Origin of the sequence: Spirosoma profusum, from assembly GCF_014699005.1 — a bacterium.
Taxonomy (GTDB): Bacteria; Bacteroidota; Bacteroidia; order Cytophagales; family Spirosomataceae; genus Spirosoma; species Spirosoma profusum.
The window spans coordinates 1-23,069 of record NZ_JACWZY010000036.1; the positions used below are offsets into that span (position 1 = coordinate 1).

At 47.6% G+C, this 23,069-nt stretch carries 15 protein-coding genes; 9 read left to right on the plus strand and 6 right to left on the minus strand.

Annotation, left to right across the window (positions count from 1 at the left end; all coding sequences use genetic code 11):
- The 4 genes from IC229_RS29090 to IC229_RS36195 form a co-directional block, all read right to left on the minus strand.
- The coding region (locus IC229_RS29090; protein ID WP_223834257.1) for a helix-turn-helix domain-containing protein at positions 1–170 on the minus strand (170 nt) is incomplete at its 3' end.
- A 32-nt stretch (positions 171–202) separates the two neighbouring features.
- Positions 203–613, minus strand: a complete 411-nt coding sequence (locus IC229_RS29095; RefSeq protein WP_190891550.1) for a hypothetical protein — start codon at positions 611–613, stop codon at positions 203–205.
- 73 nt (positions 614–686) lie between these two features.
- Positions 687–1,013 (minus strand): DUF4221 family protein, encoded by a 327-nt coding sequence (locus IC229_RS36190; RefSeq protein ID WP_190891552.1) that lies wholly within the window; start codon positions 1,011–1,013, stop codon positions 687–689.
- Positions 1,014–1,084: 71 nt separating this feature from the next.
- The gene (locus IC229_RS36195; protein WP_190891553.1) at positions 1,085–1,327 is read right to left on the minus strand and encodes a helix-turn-helix transcriptional regulator; all 243 of its coding nucleotides are present in this window, start codon (positions 1,325–1,327) and stop codon (positions 1,085–1,087) included.
- A 124-nt stretch (positions 1,328–1,451) separates the two neighbouring features.
- Between IC229_RS36195 and IC229_RS29110 the strand changes: the two genes are divergently transcribed.
- The 9 genes from IC229_RS29110 to IC229_RS29150 all read left to right on the plus strand — a co-directional run bounded on the left by IC229_RS29110 (position 1,452) and on the right by IC229_RS29150 (position 20,652).
- Positions 1,452–4,622 (plus strand): efflux RND transporter permease subunit, encoded by a 3,171-nt coding sequence (locus IC229_RS29110; protein ID WP_223834254.1) that lies wholly within the window; start codon positions 1,452–1,454, stop codon positions 4,620–4,622.
- Positions 4,623–4,946: 324 nt separating this feature from the next.
- Complete coding sequence (locus tag IC229_RS29115; protein ID WP_190891555.1) at positions 4,947–6,371, plus strand: DUF5723 family protein; 1,425 nt, start codon at positions 4,947–4,949, stop codon at positions 6,369–6,371.
- 87 nt (positions 6,372–6,458) lie between these two features.
- A complete protein-coding gene (gene recG, locus IC229_RS29120; protein ID WP_190891557.1) occupies positions 6,459–8,567 on the plus strand; it encodes an ATP-dependent DNA helicase RecG in 2,109 nt (702 codons plus the stop codon).
- Positions 8,568–9,005: 438 nt separating this feature from the next.
- Positions 9,006–12,233 carry a SusC/RagA family TonB-linked outer membrane protein gene (locus tag IC229_RS29125; protein ID WP_190891558.1) on the plus strand — a complete coding sequence of 1,076 codons (3,228 nt, stop codon included), beginning with the start codon at positions 9,006–9,008 and terminating at the stop codon, positions 12,231–12,233.
- Positions 12,234–12,246: 13 nt separating this feature from the next.
- Positions 12,247–14,106, plus strand: coding sequence for a RagB/SusD family nutrient uptake outer membrane protein (locus IC229_RS29130; protein WP_190891560.1), 1,860 nt, complete (start codon positions 12,247–12,249; stop codon positions 14,104–14,106).
- 78 nt (positions 14,107–14,184) lie between these two features.
- Entirely contained in the window at positions 14,185–14,895 is a 711-nt protein-coding gene (locus IC229_RS29135) for a hypothetical protein (protein WP_190891562.1), read from the plus strand.
- 22 nt (positions 14,896–14,917) lie between these two features.
- A complete protein-coding gene (locus IC229_RS29140; RefSeq protein ID WP_190891564.1) occupies positions 14,918–18,319 on the plus strand; it encodes a VCBS repeat-containing protein in 3,402 nt (1,133 codons plus the stop codon).
- Positions 18,320–18,408: 89 nt separating this feature from the next.
- The gene (locus tag IC229_RS29145; RefSeq protein ID WP_190891633.1) at positions 18,409–19,620 is read left to right on the plus strand and encodes a pyridoxal phosphate-dependent aminotransferase; all 1,212 of its coding nucleotides are present in this window, start codon (positions 18,409–18,411) and stop codon (positions 19,618–19,620) included.
- Positions 19,621–19,851: 231 nt separating this feature from the next.
- Positions 19,852–20,652, plus strand: coding sequence for an LOG family protein (locus IC229_RS29150; protein ID WP_190891565.1), 801 nt, complete (start codon positions 19,852–19,854; stop codon positions 20,650–20,652).
- Positions 20,653–20,724: 72 nt separating this feature from the next.
- Here IC229_RS29150 and IC229_RS29155 read toward each other — a convergent pair whose 3' ends face one another.
- Both IC229_RS29155 and dnaB read right to left on the minus strand, forming a co-directional pair.
- Positions 20,725–21,300, minus strand: coding sequence for a DUF2911 domain-containing protein (locus IC229_RS29155; protein ID WP_190891567.1), 576 nt, complete (start codon positions 21,298–21,300; stop codon positions 20,725–20,727).
- A gap of 93 nt (positions 21,301–21,393) precedes the next feature.
- Positions 21,394–22,992 carry a replicative DNA helicase gene (gene dnaB, locus IC229_RS29160; RefSeq protein WP_190891568.1) on the minus strand — a complete coding sequence of 533 codons (1,599 nt, stop codon included), beginning with the start codon at positions 22,990–22,992 and terminating at the stop codon, positions 21,394–21,396.
- Positions 22,993–23,069: the final 77 nt, after the last annotated feature.

The window sequence follows — 23,069 nt, forward strand, 5'->3', positions numbered from 1 at the left end:
CAGGCTAAACCAGCTTGGCCATCTTGCTGATATTTTTTCAGCGTTCGACTCACCCAACCTTCGGTTAATCCCAAGGCCTGCGCAATTTTGGTTTGTTTCCAACCCGACTCTTTTAGTTCTGCGCACCGTCTACGCAATAGCTCGTAGTCAGATGGTTTGTAAGTTGTCATGATTAGCAAAGTGTCAATCTTTACAAACCTAATCACACATCAATATTAGGAGCGTATTTACTACTCAAATCATATTTATTTATATACTGCCCGGAATTATTAAATAGATAAATCTTTGAATCACAACCAAAAGAGTAAATAAAATTTTCGCCACTTACAATGCAATACGGCGTGATAGATTGGGGTGGAAAGTTATTACTTATTAAATATTCCTGATTAGGATAATTAATTTGATAATTAGCTGCTCTAGCTTTTGTATTAAATCTAATGTTTAATAATGATTTATTGAAGAAAAATTTCGGATCTTTGTCGTGGTCAAGCCCTGGATTTGCAGGTAAATATATTTCATTATTTAGAATCTTAGCTTCTAAGCCATTACCTAGCATTGGAATCGGGCACATTGATAAACTTCCACTTGAGTTATAAAGAGGGTATTTTTTCAAAGGCTTTCCTTGATGCGATACTTGATAAATAATACGTGCTTCCCGATTAACGGCATAAATACTATAGTCTTCATTAATAAAAAAAACTGCATATTTCCCCTATACCATATGGTCCGTCTATAGATAGCTGAATATCTTCTACTTTATTGTTTGTTAATAAGTCATATACTTGAATTGAATTAGTGTTTTCATTCAGCGTGTATAATTTTTCGCTCTTTTGTCCCGGATTGGGTAGCAGCTGAGCACAAGTTGTATATGGAGCTGTGCTTGTATCTAATTGAATATTTATGTTCTTATATTGAACTAATTTAACTTTCAATTCATCACGATTATCGCTTGAGCAACATAAAATATAGCAAGAAACAAAAATACAGAATAGCGTATTAGAGAAGAAACTCACTGTAGTGATTGAACTAAAAGGTGAAAGAAAATTAGTATAAGTTCGTGGGTAACATTACCCATTTTGATGGGTTACTTTACCCATTTTTCCAACTCCGGTCTAATTTTTATGGCAAATTGGCGTAACGTATGGTAGCCATTTAAGTCAAAGCGCATACGAATGTTCTCGCAGTGACGGTTAATGGTTTTAATGCTCCTGTTGAGTTGTTCAGCAATTTGACTGTTGGTTAGCCCCTCTGAGCAGAGCCATATAACCTTAGCCTCACTATCAGTCATATACTGTCCAGAAACTGGCACTCGGTCGGGAAAGCACATAATGAATATAAATTATGACGATCCATAGGACGGAATAACCGTCAGAAAGTATCAATAAAAATTGGAATTAAATTTTATTAAGTTGTATGAAGTGTAGTTTCATTACTTTACCTATTACTAACTGATGCTGCCGCGCTCTTATCAGTTCTTATTGTTATTTGCTGTCCTTTCAGTAATCGGCTTGGGTTTGTTGCCCCGCTTGTCGGTTCAACTGGCGCCTTCGTCGGGTGGACGCTCCATTACGGTGAGTTATAACTGGCCCGGCGCTTCGCCTGAAGCCGTTGAGCGGCAGGTATCGAGTCGCTTGGAGGGGGTATTCAGTACGTTGGACAATGTCAAAAAAATTAGCTCTGTATCGGGGTATAATCGAGGCTACGTTACCGTTGAGCTGGATCGTGGGGCTGATGCCGATGCGCTACGTTTTGAACTGGCAGCCCTGGTTCGGCAGCTTTATCCCAAACTGCCGCCCGACGTAGCATATCCGCAAATCAGCCTGTTTTCGCCCGATGAGCAGAGCCAGCAGAAGCCTCTGCTCACGCTTCAACTGAGTGGCCCGGGTTCAACGGCTGATCTCCAGCGCTATGCCGATGAACAGCTAAAGCCGCGACTGGCCGCAACGGATGGAATTGGCAGTATTACCGTTTACGGTGGCAGCCGGTCGGAGTGGTTACTAACCTATGATTCAGAAGCTCTTGCTACGTTGCAGCTTGGTGAAAATGACCTTCGTAATTCAATTGAGCATTATTTTCAGCGTGAATCGCTGGGGCAGCTTGTTGGGGCAGATGGGCAAACATTGCGGGTTCGATTGGACAACAGCCTGGCAAATGCGACCGACGATTGGGCACGAATTCCGGTAGCGAACCGGGGTGGGCGTCTTGTTTATCTGACTGACCTTGTCAGCTTAGCCCGTCAGGAACCACCCGCCGATCAGTTTTATCGGATAAATGGCAAAACCGCCGTCAACGTAGTACTGACGGCAGTGGCTGGCGCCAACCAACTCAACGTAGTACAGCAGATTCGTCGGCAGATAGCCAATTTCCGCCTGCCAGCCGGTTACCACCTGGCTGTTGACTATGACGTAACGATTTACATTCGCGAAAATCTGCAAAAAATTGGTATTCAAACGGGTGTCGCTATCGTCGTTTTGTTACTGTTTGTTGCGCTGACGACTCGTAATGTGCGTTACGTTACGTTGATTGTCGTGAGTACGCTGGTGACGCTATTGCTGTCGGTCCTGGTTTTTGCCATGTTGGGCATCGAGATTCACCTCTACTCGCTGGCCGCTTTGACTACCTCGCTGGGTATCATCATGGATAACGTTATTGTGATGATCGACCATTACCGACGTTACCGCGATTTACGTGTTTTCACGGCCTTGCTAGGTGCTACGTTAACCACCTGCTCAGGACTGGTTGTCGTCTGGTTTTTGCCGGAAGAAAACCGACAGGCCTTAAGCGATTTTGCCGCTGTGATGGCCGTTACGTTGTTTATTTCCCTGCTGGTGGCCTTGTTGTTTACGCCTGCCGTCATTGAACAGTTCTGGTCCACAAACCCTGCAACTGCATCGAAAAATAAGGTAAGCCGACATAAAACGATAAATTTTAATTTACGAATAGAGCGCTCTTATCGGCGTATACTGGCGTTTTTGCTACGTTATCGACGTGTGACGATAGTGGCTGCGATACTTGGATTCGGCCTGCCGGTGTTCTGGCTACCCACTACATTAGAAAGCAAAAACCCGCTTGCTCCGTATTACAACGCTACGTTCGGGAGTGAGTGGTATGCGGAGAATCTGCAGCACTACGTAACGAAGTGGCTGGGCGGTACGCTACGTCTTTTTGTCAATTACGTGTATGAAGGATCGTACCAGCGTGATCCCGAACGTACAGCCATATACGTCATCGCTGAATTGCCTAATCAGAGTACGTCTGAGCAGATGAACGATGTATTTAAGCGATTTGAGAAAGACCTGAATCAGTACGCAGAAGTTGATAAGTTTATTACGCAGGTGAATAGTGGCCAGCAGGGCAGTCTGGTTATCTATTTTAAAGAATCCCATGGTCGAATGTCGGCCCGGCAGAGCATTTTTCCGTATCAGCTAAAAAACCGTCTTATTTTGCTCTCGACTGAAATGAGTGGTATCGACTGGGATATTTTTGGCGTAGGGCAGGGCTTTAGCCAATCGGTGAATGATGAGCAAACCCCGACGTTCACCGTAGAAATGTTTGGCTATAATTATCGGCAACTGGAGCAGCAAGCCGATGTGTTGAAGCAAATGCTGGAAAAACACCCGCGTATTCAGGAAGTCAATACCAATCGTAGTCCGGACCTGTTTCAGCAAAAACGGCTTGATGAATTCGTTTTACAGACCGATCCGCAGTTGCTGGCTCTATATAAGTTAAGTGCCCCTCGACTCTACGACCGTTTGGCCAACTTAAACGTTCGCCCGCAACCCGATTTATATGCGTTTATGAATGGCAATTATGAAGCTATTAAACTAATTCCGACGCAAAGCCGAACAATCGACATCTGGCAGCTTCAAAACCAGCCGATGGTTGTTGGGTCGGCCACTACGCATATTGCCGATGTAGGCTCCGTTGTGCGGCAACGGGTAATACCGGAGATTTATAAGGAAGACCAGCAATATAAACGGTTAGTTAGTTTTGAGTATTTCGGCAGCTATGGGTTTGGGGAAAAATTTCTGACCAAAACGCTGGCCGAGTTTAAAGAACGACTGCCTTTAGGTTACATAACAAAAGCCGCCGACCGTTTCTGGTTCGGTACCGACCAACGAACGCCCTATGAATTAATTGGGCTGGTTATTCTGCTAACCTATATCATCTGTGCCGTCATTTTTGAGAACTTATGGCAACCCCTGGCGCTAATTGGTATGATTCCGCTGTCATACACGGGCGTATTTTTAGCATTTTACTGGACCGATAGTAACTTCGACCAGGGCGGTTATGCTTCCTTCATTCTGCTGGCTGGCAACGTAGTTTGTGCGGGAATTTTTATAGTGGCCGAAATGAATCGGATTAGAAAACGTTACCCTAATCTTTGTGCTTTCACTACGTATCAGAAAGCGTTCAGGCATAAAATTGGCCCTATTCTGCTCACGGTAGTCTCGACCATCGTCGGTATGTTTCCATTTCTCTTGTATGAACAGGAACCCTTCTGGTATGCCCTCGGTATTGGCACAATTGGTGGGTTGATTATGTCTTTACTCGTTGTCGGTGTGTATTTACCGCTATTTCTTTTGCCGCAAAAACGACTTTCTGCCACCCTCGGCGACTAACGACTGACGACTTTGCTTTCCTACCGTTTAAAAAAGAAATCCATTTCTAGCCAATGTCACAGAGAAGGTGGCGTTTCTTTTGCAGAAGAACTTGTTTAACTACTTATTAAGGAACGTTTTTGTCATTCTGAGGAACGAAGAATCTTAACGTTTATAACTCTCAAGTAAAGATACTTTAAGATTCTTCGTTCCTCAGAATGACAAAAGCACCCATTTCGACTTGTTCTTGAAAGTTTAATTAGGTTCGCAGCGCGGTTGACGTATGCTTTAGCCTGGCAAAACAGCAAATCTGAACAATAGCCCGCTAATTGACTTATTTACTACATGAAGTATTCGGTATTTATAGTGCTGTTTCTTTTAGGAACAACTTCCCTTTTTGCCCAGAATCTGCTGGGAATTTCAACAAGTCGTTACGGAGGAACCAACCGACTTTATATCAATCCATCATTAGCCGCCGACTCGCCGAGCAAATTTCATTTGAATATTGGGACGGTCAATTTGCACGCCAATAACAACTACGTTCGTTACCAGGCACCGTTTTCATTTTTGACGCTAATCAGCGGAAACGTACCGAATCAATATCGTAACTCGGATGGTTCCGTGCATTTCGAGACGAGTTACACGCGTGAAATTCTGGATGGTAACCCCAAAAACGGTACGTTGGCCGGCGAAATACGTGGACCGGCTTTTCTGGCTCGAATGGGCGAACGCGGGGCTGTTGCGATTACTACCCGATTCAGGGCTGTTGGTCAGATTACGGGCGCATCAGAGTCGCTGTTATCGGTGGTACGTGCGGGGCTGGGAGCTGGCGCTCTGTATGGCATTCCGGCTAGTAACAATCAGTTTAGCGCCAACACCAATACCTATGCTGAACTGGGCTTTACGTATGCAGGTACCGTTTGGGACGATGGTGAAGGCCAAAAGCTGCTGCTGGGGGCAACGGCTAAATTACTTCTCGGCTATAATGCTCAACAACTTATAAACCGGGGTATGCAGTACCGCATCGCTACAGACCCTAACAACCCAAACAGTGCGTTTCTGGAAGTTAACCAGCTCGATGCTACGTTGAATTATACTACGTTCCTGCAAAATCGTAGTCTTTCCATCCCAAACTTATTGAGTACGGCTTCGCCGGGGCGTGGCTTTGGTTTCGATCTGGGTTTTACGTACCTGAAGCAGTATGACCTGGACAGCCCAGCGCTACGTCTGGGAGTGGCTTTGAATGATATCGGTGGATTGACTTACAAAGGCGAATCATACAGTTACGCAAATATTGGACAGAATCCGATACGTTTCCGGAGCAACGATTTCAATAACCTTAATGGCACGCTCGACATTGTGCGTGTCATCCAGAATAAGCTGAACACAGGCCGTAGTCCTGACAAAAACAGTTTTCAGGCGGGATTGCCCACATCCCTGAACGTAACACTCGACTACCAGCTGCCAACAGGTTTAGGGCTGAACGTAATGTACGTACAGGATGTCCGGTCGAACGCGGCAATGGCGATTCACCAGCCGAGCATACTTGCAGTAACGCCCCGATTCGATAAGCGCTGGTTGGGGCTTGCTGTGCCGATTGCGTATCTGAACAAAGGATTTACGGCGGGCGCTTCACTACGTGTTGGTCCGGCCTGGTTGGGAACGGATAATCTGCTGGGGTTACTTGGGAATCGTTCGAACGGTATCTCTCCACGTGGATTAGATGTCTACGCTGGACTCTCTTTTGGCATCGGCGAAGTAGAAGAATAACGTAACGGTCTTTCCCAAAAAAATGCGTAATTTTGGTCAAATCCCCCTTTAAATCGGATTTGATGGTCACTACAGACCCGGCCCGTCATGACCGAACGAGCTACTTTTTTTGATACACCGCTTCTTTATTTGAAAGGTTTAGGCCCTCAGCGAACGGAACTGCTCAACAAAGAGCTAAACCTGTTCACCTACGGCGACCTAATCCAGTACTATCCCTTTCGCTACGACGACCGAAGTCGGTATTACACCATTAGCGAATTGATGGATTCGATGCCGTCAGCACAGATTCGGGGTCGGATTCGCGACTGGTATCTGGAAGGGGAAGGACCTAAAAAACGCCTGATTGCTACGTTCCAGGACGGTACCGGCTCCATGAGTCTGGTCTGGTTTCAGAGCATTACGTATCTTGAGAAAATACTTCGGCGCGATGGCGAATACATTGCTTATGGCAAACCGCAGTCGTTCAATGGGCAATTCAGCATTGTTCATCCGGAGCTGGAAAACATGGCTACGGGCACGGAACACGAAGCGGGTTTCTTTCCAGTTTATAACTTAACCGAAAAGCTCCGCAAACGCCATCTCGACAGTAAAGCCATTGCGAAAGTGATGCGGATATTGCTTGAGCAGTCGTGGACACAAATTCATGAAACATTGCCCGCTACGTTGATAGAGCAATTTCGGCTGATTGGTAAGCGGGAAGCCATCTGGAATATCCATCTGCCGCAAAATCAGGCCTGGCTGAAACAGGCTCAGCGTCGGCTGAAATTTGAAGAGTTGTTTTATAATCAACTGCGGCTGATTAAAAACAAACTCATTCAGAAAGAGGAATTTCCGGGTCAGATTTTCCGTGATACGTCGCTTATGAAGCATTTCTACAACGAATTGCTGCCATTTGAACTGACGGGTGCCCAGCAGCGTGTTATCCGGGAGGTTTACGCCGACTTTCTGACAGGAAAACAGATGAACCGGCTGCTTCAGGGCGACGTAGGGAGCGGTAAAACCATCGTGGCATTTATTGCCTGTTTGCTGGCCATCGGCAACGGAGCACAGGCCTGCCTGATGGCGCCCACCGAAATCCTGGCCGACCAGCACTACAATGGTCTAAAACCTTTTGCTGATGCCATGGGGCTGAACCTCGGCATTCTGACTGGCTCGACCAATAAAAAGCGACGTATCGTACTGCACGAAGAGCTTCAATCAGGTAAGATGCACGTTCTGGTGGGCACGCACGCCCTGCTCGAAGACGTAGTACAATATAAAAATCTGGGACTGTGCATCATCGACGAACAACACCGATTTGGCGTGGCGCAACGGGCCAAATTGTGGCGTAAAAACGAGGTAGTTCCCCCGCACATTCTGGTGATGACCGCTACGCCAATTCCCCGGACGCTGGCCATGACGCTGTACGGCAACCTGGACGTATCGGTTATTGATGAATTGCCGAAGGGACGAAAACCTATCAAAACGGTGCATAAGTACGATAAGCACCGGTCTGAAGTGATTGGCTTCATGCGTCAGCAGATTGAGTTGGGGCGGCAGGTGTACGTGGTGTATCCGTTGATTGAAGAATCCGAAAAGCTGGATTACAAAGACTTAATGGACGGTTTCGAGAGCATGCAACGCGCGTTTCCACGTCCCAAATACGAGATTGGCATTCTGCACGGCAAAATGCTGCCTTACGAAAAAGACGACGAGATGAAGCGGTTTCTGAAAAACGAAACGCAGATTATGGTGGCGACGACGGTTATTGAGGTTGGCGTGAACGTACCGAATGCCAGCGTTATGGTGATTGAAAGTGCCGAACGGTTTGGGCTGTCGCAGTTGCATCAGTTGCGAGGACGCGTCGGGCGAGGGGCCGACCAGTCATACTGCGTCATGATGACGGATTATAAATTGAGTAGTGATACGCGTACGCGCCTGGAAACAATGGTACGTACCAACAACGGTTTCGAAATTGCCGACGTAGACCTTCAGCTACGTGGCCCCGGCGACCTTACCGGTACGCAGCAAAGTGGCGTTATGGACCTGATGATTGCCGACTTAGCCAAAGATGGCCCCATTCTGACAGCTGCCCGCGAATCGGCACAGGCCATTCTGACAGAAGATCCAGAATTGCTGTTGCCCCAACACGCGCCAATCCGTAATCACGTCGATAGTCTGAAAAAGACTGAAAGTAACTGGGGCCGTATTAGTTAACTAGTCAGTATCCAGTCGAAATTTTTCAATTATACGGAAACGGCACTTTGAAAACATTCCTGGGCATTCCCCTTTTCCCTATAGATTTCTTAAGTCTATCTATACGAAAGGGTAAAATCAAATAGCTTGTAAAAAGCTAAATTATCCAGAAAAATAGCCGTCTAGATTGTTACCGAACTGTTAGTGCAGTTGCGTTGTAAGCTGCTGGTAATTGACGTTAATTTACTACCAACAAGCAGTTTACACCTTATAGATATTAATTCCCCTTATGTAATCTTTTAATCCTGAATAGCCTAATTTCAGCTATTTAATCATACTAAAACTCCGTTTAATAAAAGAATATATTAAGATAGTGTTAAAGTAAGTTAAAATAAGCTAGGTAAATCTCTCTGAGTAGTAGTCTTTAGACTGTAGTACTAAAACATACTAGCAATGCGTATGTATAAACAATCTACCAAACTAAGACCTACGTTCTCATTAAGTAGGGCCTTGCTCTCAGATGCAAATCCCCAAAGGCGATTTGCATGCTATTTATTATTGTTTGTCTTTGCCTGCTCAACCAGCGCTTTTGCCCAATCAAGAATTACGGGCCGAATCATTGATGAACAGGGACAGGCACTCCCTGGTGTAAGTGTAGTTGTTAAGGCAACTACAACTGGTTCTGTAACTGATGCAGATGGACGCTATGCGTTAAACGTAGCATCAGTTGCAACTGCGTTGGTGTTTTCGTACATTGGCTACGTAACACAAGAGGTTCCCATCAACGGGAGAACATCCATCAATCTGACCCTGGCTACTGACACAAAGTCACTGAACGAAGTGGTGGTGGTTGGATATGGCACACAGCGGAAAGAAACGGTAACGGGTTCAGTAGCTACCGTGAAAGGTACCGACCTGGTTAAATCGCCCACAACGAACCTGTCGAACTCGATTGCCGGTCGGCTACCGGGTGTTGTTGCCGTTAACCGCAGCGGTGAACCCGGTGCTGACGGATCGTCTATCCGGATTCGGGGTACAAACACGATCGGCAACAATAACGCGCTTGTTGTTATTGATGGCATTCCAGCCCGCTCGGGTGGTCTGGAACGTATTAACCCGAACGACATCGAAAACATCTCTATTCTGAAAGATGCATCGGCAGCTATCTACGGATCGCGGGCGGCTAATGGGGTTATCCTGATTACAACCAAGCGAGGTAAAACAGGCAAGCCACAACTGTCTTATTCGTTTAATCAGGGTTTTTCTCAGCCTACGGTAGTACCAAGTCTGGCTAATGCGTCTGAGTATGCAACCATGCTCAACGATCTGAACGTATATGAGCTTCCGGTGGGCGAATGGTCGGCTGCTACAAAAGCTTATCAAGCCAATGGATCATATACGCGTCCTGACGGAACGGTTCGTAAAGCGCCTTACACGCCTGATGATATCAAGAAATATGCTGATGGCTCCGATCCATGGGGACATCCGAATACCGATTGGTATAAATCGACGCTGAAAACTTGGTCACCTCAGCAGCAGCACAACCTGCAGGTAACAGGTGGTACCGAAGATTTTAAGTATCTGGCTTCCATGGGCTATCAGAATCAGGATGCTTATTACAAAAACTCGGCAACGGGCTATAAGCAGTATGATTTGCGGGTGAATCTGGACGCTAACATCAATAAATACGTTCACCTGGCGGTAGGGTTGCTGGGCCGCGAAGAATACCGGTTTTATCCCACTCGGGCGGCTAGTGCAATCTTCCGGATGCAGATGCGGGGTAAGCCAAACCAGCCTGCTTTCTGGCCAGATGGACGCCCGGGGCCTGACATTGAGAACGGAGAAAACCCGGTGGTAATTACCACGAATGCAACGGGTTACGACCGTGATAAGCAGGATTATTTCCAGTCGAACGGACAACTTGATATTAAGATACCTGGAGTGGAAGGCTTAAAGTTTTCGGGAACGGCCTCTGTCGACAAACGACTACGTAACCGCAAATTATGGCAAACACCCTGGACGCTGTACGAGCGCGGAACCGGAACCGATGCCAACGGCAATCCAAACTTAACTGCCAGCGTACGCGGCCCAGCCGAACCACGTCTGAATGTGTATGGCGAAACCCAGTTAAACATTCTGCTGGGCGGAATCGGTACGTATGAGCGCAAGTTTGGTGATCATGGACTGACGGTGCTTGCCGGGGTAAACCGCGAAACGATTGACGGAGATAACGTAGAAGCGTATCGGCGGTATTTCATCTCGACGGCTATCGACCAGTTGTTTGCCGGTGGTGATCTGGAAAAAAACAGCACAGGCGGAGCCTACACCCGAGCACGTATCAACTATTTTGGCCGGGTTGCCTATAACTATAAAGATAAATACCTGGCTGAATTTCTCTGGCGATACGATGGTTCCGATATCTTTCCAAAGGAAACCCGTTATGGATTCTTCCCCGGATTTCTGGCTGGCTGGGTTATCTCCGAAGAGAATTTCTGGAAAAGCTCTGTTCCGGCGGTCAATTACTTGAAACTGCGGGGGTCGTGGGGACAACTGGGTAACGACCAGATTTATATACCCAACACCGATCCACCACAGTTTGCTACGTATCAATACCTCGCTACGTATGGCTTTGATACGTATATCATTAATAACAACCCCCAGAAAACGCTTTCCGAAGCCCGGATTCCAAACCCAACCATTACGTGGGAAGTGGCAAATAACATGGATATTGGTCTCGAAGGGCAGTTATTCAATGGTAAAATCAACTTCGAATTCGATTATTTCAATAACCTGCGGACGTCGATTCTGTATCCGCGTAACGCGTCGGTGCCACGGTCAACGGGGCTGACGTTACCTCCGGAAAACATTGGTAAACTGCGTAACAGTGGTTTCGATGCGTTGATTGGTTACAATGGACAGGCGGGTGCGCTGAAATATTCGGTTAGCGTCAATGGCGGCTATGCACAGAACAGAATTCTGTTCTGGGACGAAGCTCCCGGCGCACCTGAATGGCAACGTACTACCGGCAAGGCCTACAACTCGTATCTGGTTTATGAATACGACGGCGTATTTAAAGACCAGGCCGAAATTGATGCCAACAAAATCGACTACACGTCGATCGTGAAAACGCTACGTCCGGGCGATATGAAGTATCGGGATTATAACGGTGATGGCAAAATTACCCCCGATGATCAGTATCGGCTCGAACGGACGAACTTGCCTTTATTCCAGGGTGGCCTGAATATGACGGCGTCCTACAAAAATTTCGACCTGACAATCCTCTTCCAGGGATCGGCAGGGGCGCGTCAGTATATCAGCCTAGGCGAGTCGGGAAATATTGGTAACTACCTCAAGGAGTTTTATACCAATCGCTGGACGGTAGATAATCCAAGCAGCGTACACCCACGTATTGCCAACCGAAGTGACCAATATTATTCCAATGGAAATACGTACTGGCTACGTAATGCCGATTATATCCGCCTGAAAAACTTTGAGGTTGGTTATACAGTACCAGAGAATATTGGGAAAAAAGTGGGACTCAGCAACCTACGGGTGTATGCCAATGGTCTGAACCTGTTCAATATCTTCAATAATCTTGGCTCCTTCGACCCCGAATCATCTAACTCTACGGGGCAGTATTACCCGCAGGCTCGTGTAATCAACTTTGGCGCGTCGCTACGATTCTAATTCTTTTTTCAACATGATACGTAACGTTAAAACCATAAGTTTAGCGCTGTTCATAGCCTCAATAGCTGTGACGGGCTGTAACGATAATTTTGTGAATACGCTACCCCTCGACCAGGTGTCTGGGGCTGCCGTATGGTCGGATGCTTCGCTGGCCGAAGCGTTTGTGACCGGCATTTATGCCGGATTGGGAAATGGGGGCTTCAATGAAGAACAACTTGCTTCGACCACCGACGAAACGCAGTTTACGCACCCAGGTCGGAATATAACGACCATCACCGAGGGCCGGGCTAACCCCGCCGATCAGGGCTGGTCCAACAATCCACACGAGTGGAATGCGATGTACCTGCGTATCCGGGCCTGTAATCTGGCGCTCGAAAATCTGGCCAAGCCTGGCTTTACGAACACGAATAACATCGTAGAACGGTTAATTGGTGAAGCCAAATTTATGCGGGCCTACTATTACCAGCAATTAGTTCGGTTTTACGGCGGTGTCCCGATCGTAGATAAAGCCTACGGACTGGGCGCGGCTGACTATACCGTTGCACGGAATACGATGGAGGAATGCATTAACTTCATCGTGAAAGATTGCGACGAAGCGGCTGCACTTCTGAAGGGGAAATCGCTTGCACTGGGACGGGCTAATGAAGCAGCAGCGCTAGCGTTGAAAGCACGTATTCTGACCTATGCCGCCAGTGATCTGTATGACGTAGCAACGGCCAAGCAAAAGTCAAAGGCTCATGCTGCCTTTTCCAAGCCGGAGTTGCTGGGCTATACGAGTAGCAACCGGGCCGAACGCTGGCAGAAAGCCAAAGTTGCCGCCAAAGCTGTGCTGGATTTGGCAAGCTACGGGCATATGCTTAATCTAAGCGCTCCAGCAGCCAAAGAAGACGGTACAACCAATTACATGAATATTGCGTTGGCACGTAACGGTGGCGAAAAAGATATTCTTTTCTCCCGTTCATTCACCAATACAAAACAGGAAGATGGTGGTCGTCAGGGACTATACAATGGACCAAATGGTTATCATAACTGGGCTGGCAATACGCCTATTACGCAACTGGTCGATGATTATGAAATGATGGATGGCACCAAATTTAGCTGGACCAATCCGACCCATGCTGCTGCGCCTTACGTTAATCGTGATCCACGTTTTTACGGGTCAATTCTGTATGACGGAGCTCCCTGGAAACCTCGTACGGCCGACGTAGCAGCGAAAGACCCTGCTAACCAGATTCAGACTGGCCAGTACGAAGTGATAAGCGGTGGTGCTAAAGTATCAGTTGCCGGGCTCGATACCCGCAAGAGTACGGTGGAAGACTGGAATGGTAGCTATACGGGCTACTACATGCGCAAGTTTATCGATCCTAGCCCAGCTATTGTTGATCAGAACACTTGGCAGCAGGTACCCTGGCCGTTCCTGCGCTATACAGAAGCTGTCTTCAACTACGCCGAGGCTTGTATCGAGTTAGGCGAAGATGCCGAAGCAAAACTCTGGTTGAACAAAATTCGATTCCGTGCAGGTATGCCCGCTTTGACTGAAACTGGTGATGCACTTCGCCAACGGTATCGCAATGAGCGACGTATTGAGCTGGTGTTTGAAGAGCATCGTTATCACGACGCCCGGCGTTGGATGATTGCGCCCACAACCCTTGGTCGTAAGGTGGGCTGGATATCGATTGTAGGGACTTTGAAAGCCGGCAAAACGGTGACGCTCTACAAATACGATCCAACCAGCTATGATTATACGTATCGGGTGATTGAAGGCGACCCCGGAAAAGAAAATCGGGCCTGGGACGATAAAATGTATTTCCGACCAATTAATCGCGACGAAATGAACCGGAATAATAAACTCCAGCAAAATCCAGGTTATTAATCCTTAATTTCGTTACTGAATGCATCGTGTCAACGCGCAAGTGTTGACACGATGCGTTTCTGATATATACTATGTATCATGAAAACTGCTACGTCGATCGTTGCTTTTTGCCTGGCTGTCATCCCGTTTTTCGCTTCTAGCCAAAATCCGGAAGTTATCCGGGTAAAAGGCGGGCTTGCAAATGCCAAAGCCATTCCATTGGCCGATCAGTATCAGTACAGCCAGTTTCGAGAGGGAAAAATCCTGTATACCAGTGGACAAGTTGCCACGGCACTTTGTAATTACAACGTACTGGTTGGCGAAATGCAGTTTATAAATGCCAGCCACGATACGCTTGCTCTGGCCGACGAAATGTTGATCCGCCTTATTGGAATTGGTGAAGATGTATACGTATATCACCGCCGATACGGATACCTGAAAGTGACGTCGGAACACGGTAAATATAAATTGGCTGAAAAACAGGGTATTAAAACCGTAAAGAGTGATAAATTAGGGGGTTACAACCAATCTACGGGCGTATCTTCCGTCGTCAATTATCAATTTTACTCAACAGGCAATGGCTCTGTACGACCTCTGGAAACGAAGGGAGACGTACTGCTTTTTAAAGAAAAAGTGTATTATTTTATTGATCAGAATAATCTTCCTCACCGAGCTATTAAAGCCGGTTTGTTAACGATTTTTCGGAAAAACCGGGCTGATGTCACTACGTATCTAGACAAGGAAAACGTAGATTTCAGACGGGAAGAAAATTTGAAAAAACTTCTAAATTATTGCAGTGAATTGCCCTAATCTTTTTCTGTTTCTTCAACGAATGGAGCTACCTCCTCGGCCCCTGATTGCTGGCATTTTATTAACTGGTCTGGGTCTTATCGCCGGTTGTCAGTCCAATGAATCATCAACGAAAAACGCAACGGCTGATACGTCGTCACCCCTGTTTACGATGCTCTCGCTCGATCATACAGGTGTTACGTTCGCCAACAATCTCACCGAAGGGCTGAATACCAACGTACTGGCATACGAATATTTTTACAACGGTGGGGGCGTAGCTGTTGGTGACCTCAACAACGATGGACTGGAGGATATTTACTTTAGTGGTAATGTGGTCCCAAATCGCCTGTACCTCAACAAAGGCAACATGCAGTTTGTCGACGTAACGGATAAAGCGGGCGTAGCAGGTCGCGAAGGACCCTGGAAAACGGGTGTGACAATGGCCGATGTCAATGGCGATGGTCGGCTGGATTTATATGTTTGCCATTCCGGAACGATACGTCCCGAGAACCGAACTCCTGAGTTATTCATCAACGACGGTCCCGATGCCAACGGGATTCCCCACTTTACGGACAAAACGGCGGAATTTGGCCTCAATCAACCTCGACAAACTACACAGGGCGTTTTCTTCGACTATGACCGCGATGGCGACCTCGATCTATTCCAACTGAATCACAATCCGCGACTGTTACCAATTCTGGAGCCTGGCGCTACAGCAGCGGTGATGAAAGAGCCGAATCCCGAAATTGGAGTTCGTCTGTATAGAAACACGAAGAATTATTTTGAGGACGTAACGGAAAAAAGCGGCCTCAGCAGTTCGGCGCTCACCTATGGACTGGGAGCAGGTGTGTCGGATGTAAATGCCGACGGCTGGCCTGACCTCTACGTCTCCAACGATTACGGCGTTCCCGACTACCTGTATATTAATGACCAGAAAGGGCATTTTCGGGACGTACTTAAAATGAGCGTGGGCCATACGTCCAATTTCTCGATGGGAAATGCAGTAGCCGACGTAAACAACGATGCGCAACCTGACATTCTGACACTGGATATGCTGCCCGAGGATAATCGGCGGCAAAAACTCCTACTGGCACCAGATAACTACGATAAATATGCACTGGCCGTGCAGTCGGGGTTTTACCACCAGAATATGCGTAATATGCTGCACATCAGCAACGGAATTAGCTCCAAACGTAGTGACGGACTGAGTGTGCCAACGTATCGTGAAATAGGTCAATTAGCGGGAATTTCGAATACAGACTGGAGTTGGGCTCCACTTCTGGCCGACTACGACAACGATGGATGGAAAGACCTCTATATAACAAACGGCTATGTGCGCGACTATACGAACATGGATTTTCTGAAGTTCATGAACGACTTCATGCACAATCGCCCCACCAATCCAACTCGGGAAGACGTACTGTCGCTGGTGCATAAAATGCCCGCTTCGAACGTAGCGAATTACGCCTTTCGGAATCAAATGGGTGATACGTCCGCATCAGGAAACGAAGTTACGTTTGTGAACATTGGAGCAGCTTGGGGGCTCACGCAAACCTCTAACAGCACCGGAGCCACCTACGCCGATCTGGATAACGACGGCGATTTAGATTTGATCGTCAATAATACCAATCAGCCCGCATTCATTTTTCGCAATGAAGCCAACAAAGAACTGAAACATCATTACCTGAATCTCAAACTGGAAGGAAATAAACCAAATACACAGGGTTTGGGCGCTAAGGTGACAATCACTCGTTCAGGCAGGCAACAGTACGTTGAACAAATGCCAACCCAAGGCTATCAGTCGAACGTATCACAGCGATTGCATTTCGGGCTGGGAACCGATGCAGTTATCGATACGCTACGTATCGTTTGGCCCAATGGCAAACAACAATTGTTAACGAACGTAAAAGCCGACCAACAGCTGACGCTAAAAGAGTCGAATGCAACTGCTACGTATCGCGCCACGATGGCTACGCCTGCCGTTTTTCAGGAGATGAAGCCATCGATTGCCTTCACTGATCCGACTACTACGTTAAACGATTTCAAACGTCAGCCGCTGCTGGTCAATGCACAGTCGTTTAATGGGCCGTGTATGGCGAAAGCGGATGTTAACGGCGATGGTCGCGAGGACGTATTTGTGGGCGGAAGTGGTGGTCAGGCTGCGGCTTTGTTTATTCAGCAGGCGTCGGGGCAGTTTGGCCGACAGCCACAACCCGCTTTTGAAGCCGATAAAACCAGCAATAATGCCGACGCCGTATTTGTGGACGTTAACGCCGATGGCAAACCCGACTTATATGTGTGTAGTGGCGGTTATGGAGATTTACAACCGAACGATCTGCGCCTTCGGGACCGGCTTTATATAAACGACGGAAAAGGAAAATTTACCCGTGATCTGTCAGCTATCCCGCCGAATCAGACCAGCACAGGTTGTGTGCGCGCGTCAGATATAAATGGTGACGGCAAACCTGATTTATTTGTTGGGGGGCGCGTAATACCGGGCCGTTACCCCGAAACACCCAAAAGCTACCTGCTCGTGAACGACGGTACCGGTCGATTTACGGATCAGACAACCGGATTAGGCCCCCTGTTATCGACCCTGGGTATGGTGACCGACGCGGCCTGGGTCGATCTGAATGCCGATAAAAAACCTGAATTAATCGTTGTTGGTGAGTGGATGCCCGTTACGGTATTGGGCTGGTCGGGTAAGCAATTGACTGATCAGACAAAGAATTACTTCACAAAAGAGTATCGGGGCTGGTGGAATAAGTTGCTGGTCGATGATGTCAATGGCGATGGCCGGCCGGATTTAGTGGTTGGAAATCAGGGATTGAACACGCAGTGCAGGGTCAGCGATGCTGAACCTGCTGAACTGGTTTATAAAGACTTCGATAACAACGGAAAAATTGACCCGGTTCTTTGTTTGTACGTACAGGGCAAAAGCTACCCACACGCTACCCGCGATGAACTGCTCGATCAACTTGGTATGCTACGTTTCCGGTTTACGGATTATAATAGTTATTCCAACGCTACGTTAACCGACGTATTTAAAGCAGAAGAATTGAAGGATGCGCAGAAATTGACCGCCAATCAATTGAAGACTACACTTTTCCTCAGTACGTCCGACGGAAAATTTGCGGAAAAACCTCTGCCATTGGCCGCACAGATGGCTCCGGTTTTTACAGTTACGGCGCTTGATTACAATCAGGATGGGCGGAAAGATTTGCTCCTATGTGGTAATACGCTCCAGACCCGACTGCGATTCGGTCGGGCCGATGCCAATTATGGCCTGCTGCTACGTGGTGATGGGCGGGGAGGCTTCTCTGTGGTTCCTCAGCCGCAGTCGGGCTTTCAACTCACGGGCGATGTGCGGTCTGTAATGCCGATTGGGCGAACTCTGTTTTTTGGTATCAACCAGCAAGCAGTGCGGGCCTATGGATATAGATAGACTAACGTAGCACTTGTTGCGAATAAGCTATTTACTTTCCGTACTTTTGCGGCATGGAAGTAGACTACGTGGATGTAGAAGTGCCTGCAATGGAAATTCTTAAGAGTGATCGGCTTGTTCACCTGAAATACGATATTCGCGGCCCGATTTACGAAAAATCGCTTGAACTGGAGAGCCAGGGCTATAAAATTATCAGCCTGAATATTGGTAATCCTGCTACGTTCGGCTTCGACGCGCCCGACGAAATTGTTCACGACATCATCCTGAATATACGTAACGCGCAGGGGTATTCCGACTCGCGCGGGCTTTTTGCGGCCCGAAAAGCGGTGATGCACCACACGCAGAATATTGGTTTACCGGGCATTACCATCAACGATATTTACATCGGCAACGGCGTCAGCGAGTTGATTATGCTGTCGATGCAGGCGTTGTTGAATGAGGGCGACGAAGTGCTGGTCCCCTCGCCCGACTACCCACTATGGACAGCTTCAGTGGCCTTTTGCGGAGGCAAACCCATGCACTACGTCTGCGATGAAGCATCAGATTGGAACCCTGATTTGGCCGACATCGAACGCAAAATCACCCCTCGAACGCGCGCCATCGTAGTTATCAACCCCAATAATCCGACCGGTGCGGTGTACAATAAAAGTGTACTGGAAGGTATTGCTCGAATCGCCGAGCGGCATAAACTAATCGTGTTTTCGGATGAGATTTACGACCGGATTCTGTATGACGGAGCGATCCATTATCCGATTTCCAAAATGATTAACGACACGCTCTGTATCACTATGGGCGGGCTATCAAAGAATTACCGGGCAGCTGGTTTTCGAGGTGGCTGGATGATTTTGAGTGGAGCGAGACACCGAGCCAAATCGTATATTGAAGGACTGACGTTGCTGGCAAGCATGCGGCTTTGCGCCAACGTACCAACGCAGTACGCCATTCAAACGGCACTCGGTGGCTATCAGAGTATCAACGACTTAGTGATGCCAACCGGTCGACTGCACCGGCAGATTATGCTGGCTTACGAACGGATGACTGCAATTCCGGGCGTTACCTGCGTAAAACCCAAAGGGGCTTTATACATCTTTCCAAAAATTGATCTGTCACAGTTTAACCTGGCCGACGACGATGACTTTGTCCTGAATCTATTAACTGAGCAAAAAGTGCTGGTCGTATCAGGTAACGGCTTCAACTACACCCACGATGACCACTTCCGCATTGTGTGCCTGCCCTCGGTTGATGAAATGACGGTAGCTATGGACCGTATCGAGAACTTCCTGGAAAGCCGACGGAAATAAAAAGCAGGTTCAAAGAGCGAAAGAATGAATGACCGGGCCGCCGAAGCGGTCATTCATTCTTTCGCTCTTTGAACCTTGAAACGATTTTCGAAAACATTACGTTATACTGTTCCGCCCTACAGAAAAACGGCTCTGATTTATTCAGAATGCCATTTTTTCGTTAATTAGGGCGGTTGTTTTATGTATGACGAAGTGAGTACGTTTCGCGCCCACTGCCTTTTTTATATCTAAATGGAAGAAACTAAAGAAAATGTTCATCGCTCTGAAGCGCAGAGCACTGAACGTATTGCCCACGATTTACCCAAGCGCGACGAGTTACTCTTAACACCTGACGAACAACGTATCAAAGAAGCGTTTCAGGATCGTGACTGGAATGAAATCAAAACAGCCGATTCCTGGGTCATCTTTAAAGTGATGGCGGAGTTTGTCGAAGGGTTTGATAAACTGGCGAAAATCGGCCCCTGCGTTTCTGTATTCGGCTCGGCACGCACCAAACCCGACCATCCTTACTATAAAATGACCGAGGAAATAGCGGCCAAGCTCGTACGACATGGCTATGGCGTCATTACAGGTGGTGGGCCGGGAATTATGGAAGCCGGTAACAAAGGTGCCTTCGAGCAAGGAGGAAAATCGGTTGGATTGAATATTAAATTGCCGTTTGAGCAACATAGTAACATCTATATCGACCCAGATAAAAGCATCAACTTCGATTTTTTCTTTGTTCGGAAAGTAATGTTTGTAAAGTATGCGCAGGGTTTTGTAGTAATGCCCGGTGGCATGGGAACGCTCGACGAACTGTTTGAAGCGTTAACCCTGATTCAAACCCGGAAAATAGCCCGTTTTCCGATTGTGCTGGTTGGCCGGTCGTTCTGGCAGGGCTTGGTTGACTGGATTACCAAAGAAGTGCTGGAAGAGCAGCACAACATCAATCCGGAAGACATGAAACTCATCAGCATTGTTGATACGCCGACAGAAGCCCTAAAAGTCATTGACGATTTCTATTCGCGTTATCTGCTAAAACCGAATTTTTGATACGTAGTACTTCAGTAAAAAGGCCCAACAGGTTTCTCTGTTGGGCCTTTTTACTGAAGTACTACGTTAAAGTCAGAACGTAACAGGCACTTCCACCAACGTAGTATCCCAGGCGATCTGCATAATGGATTCGTTGACGTTATCGCCAGCCTTTTTAAACTGGATAGCCAGATTCTCAACTGGTTCTTCTGCTTTTTTGACTGGTACGTTCACACGTAATACGTCCAGATCCTGTTTGTAACTATAAGCACCCCATTGATCTAAGTCAGAGCTAAAAATGAGCGTCCAGTCGGTTTCGTTCGGGATGGCATAGAATGAATAGACACCCGCTTTTATCTTTTTGCCCTGAATGGTGGCATCCGTAAAGAATTTGATTTCGGTGGCTTCGTTAGCTCCGACCCGCCATACTTTACCAAACGGAATCATTTTTCCGAATATTTCACGCTCTTTCTTGGCCGGACGGCTATAGGTAACACGAGCGTAAGCTTTGTCGCCAACTTTGGCAGGAGCAAACTTGCGGTCGTGGGCAAAGTCATCGGGATAATAGGCCATGTCCATTGGGCTTTTGTCCAGCCCTCTTAGCTTCTGGGCTTCAGCCGATAACGTAGCACCAAAAAAGAGGCAAACTATAACGTAGTAGAGTTTCATGCTTCTGTGGGTTTTACCTGAAATGAACATTAAAAATCACGGCCATCAATACGTGCCAGCCGTTACAAAATCTTTTTTGAAATCGTAAACTCATTAGAAAGGAGTTTCCTGATTCGGGTCAGCGTTGCCAAAATTCGTGTTGTCTAAATTCGACCGATCGTTGGCTTTGCTCTTGAATACGTTGCCGCCCGGTGGCGCGTCGAAACTGTTCAGGCCGTTCACATCAGGCGCAAATCCCTGTGTCTGAACCGGCTCGAAATACGAGTCGAGGTCGCAGAATTTTGTAAACTTATTGATGAACCGGAGTTGTATGGTATCGAGCGAACCACTTCTGTTTTTCGCAATAATTACTTCACCAATCCCCGCCGTTGAATTACCGTTTTCATCGGCTGTAATGTTGTAATATTCAGGCCGATACAGGAAGCAAACCATGTCGGCATCCTGCTCGATAGATCCCGATTCACGAAGGTCAGAAAGTTGAGGTTTCTTGTCACCACCACGGGTTTCAACAGCCCGGCTCAACTGCGAAAGCGCAATAACTGGTACGTTCAACTCCTTAGCCAGGTTCTTAAGGGCCCGAGAAATCGATGCGATTTCCTGTTCGCGGTTACCACCGGCCCTTCCGGACGTATCGCCCGACATCAATTGAAGATAATCAATTACGACCATCTGAATGTCATGCTGAGCTTTCAGTCGGCGGCATTTCGCTCGAAGCTCCAGAATGGAAAGGGCAGGGGTGTCGTCAATAAAGATAGGCGCTTCGGTCAGCCGCTGGATTTTGTGGTGTAACTGCGTCCACTCGTGCGGGGCCAACGTACCTTTCCGAATTTTTTCGGAATCAATTTCTGCTTCAGCCGAAATCAGACGATTCACCAACTGCACCGACGACATCTCCAGTGAGAATATGGCAACGGGTTTTCCGTGGTCAACAGCCGCGTTACGTAACGCGCTGACTACGAACGCCGTTTTTCCCATGGCTGGCCTGGCCGCCAGGATAATCAGTTCAGTAGGTTGCCAGCCCGACGTAACACGGTCGAGGTTGGTAAAGCCTGACGGTACACCTGTTAGACCTTCCTGATTCTTTTTGGTTTCGAGTTCGTTAAGCGCCATCCGGACGATGGTACTCATGTCGGCATAATTCTTCTTGATGTTCGATTCTGAAATCTTGAAGAGCGACTGCTCGGTACGGTCCAGGAGTTCGAATACGTCTGTTGTATCTTCGTAAGCGTCGCGCAGAATGGTCGACGACATGGCGATGAGTGCCCGTTTCAGCGCTTGCTCCGATACAACCCGGGCGTGATATTCGATATTAGCCGCCGAATTGACCCGAAATGTCAGCTCAGAAACAAAGCCGCCACCCCCAACGATCTCAATTTCGCCGGTTTTGCGAAGTTGCTGCGTAACTGTCAGTAAGTCGATCGGATCGGAGTTGCCGAACAGCGTGAGAATGGCGCTGTAAATCCGTTGATGGGCTTCCTTATAGAACGTTTCGGGTTTTAAAATATCGACGACCATCGACAGGGCGTCTTTTTCAATCATCAACGCACCCAGCACGGCTTCTTCCAAGTCCAGTGCCTGCGGAGGTAATTTGCCGAGGCCTGTATCGAGCCAGTGATTGCCGGCCTGCGGGCGGCCACCTGCGAATCCTGTTTGTTTCCGAAGGTGCTGGTTGGGGCGTGCGTTGTTCTCCATGTTCTTACTGCAAGTTTACGCAATCGCACCCCCACAAGGCAAGCCCGGTTAGCCTGACGTATAGGCCATCGAACCAC